We start from the raw sequence: 2939 nt of genomic DNA, 5'->3' as shown, positions 1-2939 counted from the left end.
TCGTTGACGGCAAAAGCCAGCAGTGAGGTGCCGGAACGCTCCCTGGTCTGGTACTGGTCAAAGCCCGGCTCACTGATAAAGACGTCGATGGGGATCCGGGGCAGGCCGTGGGGTGCCGGTTTCAGGGTGCCCTCGATAGGCAGGAACTGGGTGGTGGAGCCGGTGCGGTCTTCCTGGAAGTTGCCGATCAGGGTCCACTCCAGCTGGTCGTTGGGGCGCCAGGTCAGGGACGGTGTCAGCACGGTGCGGTTGTCTTCCACGAAGTTGACCTGGGTGTCGCTGTCGCGACCCACCGCCACCAGGCGGTAGAGCAGGGAGCCATCGTCGGTGAGCGGACCGCTGGTGTCGATGTTGAGCTGCTTGCGATCGTGATTGCCCACCTGGATTTCCAGGCGCGTGCGCTGCTCTTCAAGGGGGCGCTTGGTGACCAGGTTGATCAGGCCGCCGGCGGAGCCCTGGCCGTAGAGGGTGGAAGCCGGGCCCCGCAGGATCTCGATACGCTCCAGGGTGAAGGGCTCGGTGCGCGGGCTCTGGTAGAAGCCGAAGGTTTTCTGCAGGCCGTCCAGGAAGATCACCGGATCGAAACCGCGGATCCGGGACCAGTCGCCACGGCTGTCAAGGCCGAAGGTTTCGGCGCCCACACCGGCGGAATAGCGCAGGGTTTCCTGTACGGTTTCCGCGCCCAGGTCGTCGATCCGGTCGGTGGTGATCACGGAAATGGACTGGGCGGTATCCTCGATAGCGGTGGCGGTCTTGGTGGCTGAGAGCGCGGTATCGGCCCGGTAACCGGACACCGGTGCGGTGGGATCCTCGACCCGTTCACCGGTGACTTCCACTTCTTTCAGGGTGATGGGGTCGGCGTTGTCCTGGGCCCAGCCGGTGAGGGGCAGACCCAGGGTTGCGGCGGTGATCAGGGTGGCAAGGGCGGAGCGCTTGCAGCTAGAACTTGGTGATGACACGGTTGGACTCCTGCAGGGTAACAGCCAGCGGCTGGGTCAAGTCGGCTGCGAATAGTAATGCGAGTCAATATCATTTGCAATGATGCCGTGCCTGCTGCTCGGACGAGTTCTGCTATTCTTCTGTCGGTTGAGCGGGTGGTCTCGGCCGCCCCGTTGCATCGTCCATAGCACAGGAGCAAGCCATGCTGCGTTTTTTCCGCATCGAGAACGGCCACATACGTGAAGTGGATGCCCCGGCGGACGAGCGTGAGGAGCTGCTGCGGGAGGTGGACTGGGTGGATTGCTGCGAGCCGGATGACGATGACCGCAGGCTGCTGCAGTCCCTGTTGCCCACCGAGGTACCCGACCCGGATGACGTGGAGGAAATCGAGGCATCCGCCCGCTGCTTTGTCGACCAGGCCGGTGTCCATGTGCACTCCATGTTCCTGACCCAAGCTGAGGGCCGTCATACAACGGTGACGGTGGCGTTCATCCTCCAGGACGAGCGCCTGATCACCATTCGGGACAATGAGATCGCCGACTTTCGCCTGCTGCGCATGCGGGCCCGCCGCGGCCAGGTTGAATGCCACGACACCGCGGAACTGCTGGTGACTCTTCTGGAGCAGAAGATCGAGAACCACGCCGACCACGTGGAGGACATCCATCGTGAGCTGGAGCAGGTCAGCCATCTGGTGCTCGAGGATGAGGACGCCGAACTGGAAGACGCCATCGGTGAGCTGGCCCGCCTGGAGGATACCAATGGCCGGATCCGCCTCTGCCTGATGGACACCCAGCGGGATATGTCCTTCCTGCTGCGGCATCTGCCCAACCATCCGAAGCTGATGAACACCTGCCGGGAAATCGTGCGGGACGTGGAAACCCTGATGTCCCACACCACCTTCCTGTTCGACAAGATCAACTTCCTGATGGACTCCACCCAGGGTTTCATCAATATCGAGCAGAACCAGATCATCAAGATCTTTTCCATCGCCGCGGTGACTTTCCTGCCGCCCACCCTGATCGCGAGCATCTATGGCATGAACTTCGAGCACATGCCAGAGCTGGACTGGCCGCTGGGCTACCCCATGGCGATTGGCCTGATGATCGCTTCCGCCATCGCCCCTTACTGGTACTTCAAGCGCAAGGGCTGGCTCTGAGCCGCATGGCGCCGTGCGGCGTCATTCGGCCCGGGTGCTGGCAAGGAGTTCGCTGAAGGTGCAGACCTCGCCGCAACGGTCCGGCTGGTAGCCCGGCAGCTTGCCGATGGCCTCCAGGAAGGTGTCCGAGCGCATCAGTTCCAGCAGCTTTCGCAGGTTGTTCTGCGCCAGGCTGTCGGTGTGACACACCAGGAAATAGTGCTCGGTGGCCAGATGCAGGAAGTCCAGGCTGAACTGATGGGCTGCCATCTCCACGCCGAAGCCGGCGTCTGCCATACCGGCGGCGACATGGGCGGCCACCGCCGAGTGGGTGAACTCCTCCCGCTGGGCGCCGCGGATGTCGTGCTCCGCCAGGCCCTGCTGCTCCAGCAGCATGCGGAACAGGAAGCGGGTACCGGAGTGCTGATCCCGGTTGATGAAGGTCAGCCCGGGGCGGGTGAGATCCGCCAGGCCGGTGATGGCGGGCTTGTGCCCCCTTCGGGTCATCAGGCCCTCGCGGCGGGTGACAAAGCGGATGATGCGCAGGTCATCGTCCGCCAGCAGGCTGTCATGGTTCGCCCGTGCCCGTGCTGCCAGGTCGGGGCAGGTGGGAAGGTGAAAACTGGCGATGTCGCAGTCGCCCCGGTCCAGGGCCAGCAGGGCGTCGCTCTGGTTACAGTAGCGCAGGTCGAGTTCGAGCCGGTCGGAAAACTCCGGCAGCAGGGCCACCGCGTAGCCGTGACTGGCGTGCAGCCGCAGCACCGGGTGGGTGCCGGCCAGCAGTTGCTGGAGCTGATTGTTGAGCTCCGAGGCCATGCTGTCGATCTGCGGCCCCAGGCGGGCGCGGACCCGCTGCTCCGACCAC

Annotated in this window: 3 protein-coding genes; 1 reads left to right on the top strand and 2 read right to left on the bottom strand. The window is 64.0% G+C overall.

Features of this window, described 5'->3' with window-relative positions; translation table 11 throughout:
• The coding region (locus tag R3280_RS16520) for a TonB-dependent siderophore receptor (protein ID WP_318999705.1) at window positions 1-959 on the bottom strand (959 nt) is incomplete at its 3' end.
• A gap of 182 nt (window positions 960-1141) precedes the next feature.
• Here R3280_RS16520 and corA point away from each other — a divergent pair.
• Window positions 1142-2095, top strand: coding sequence for a magnesium/cobalt transporter CorA (corA, locus tag R3280_RS16515; protein WP_318999704.1), 954 nt, complete (start codon window positions 1142-1144; stop codon window positions 2093-2095).
• 21 nt (window positions 2096-2116) lie between these two features.
• Here the strand turns inward: corA and R3280_RS16510 are convergent.
• On the bottom strand, window positions 2117-2939 hold an 823-nt coding region (locus tag R3280_RS16510; RefSeq protein WP_318999703.1), incomplete at its 5' end, for a substrate-binding domain-containing protein.

Source organism: Marinobacter sp., assembly GCF_033722195.1.
GTDB lineage: Bacteria > Pseudomonadota > Gammaproteobacteria > Pseudomonadales > Oleiphilaceae > Marinobacter.
This window is presented reverse-complemented; position numbering and strand designations above follow the sequence as displayed.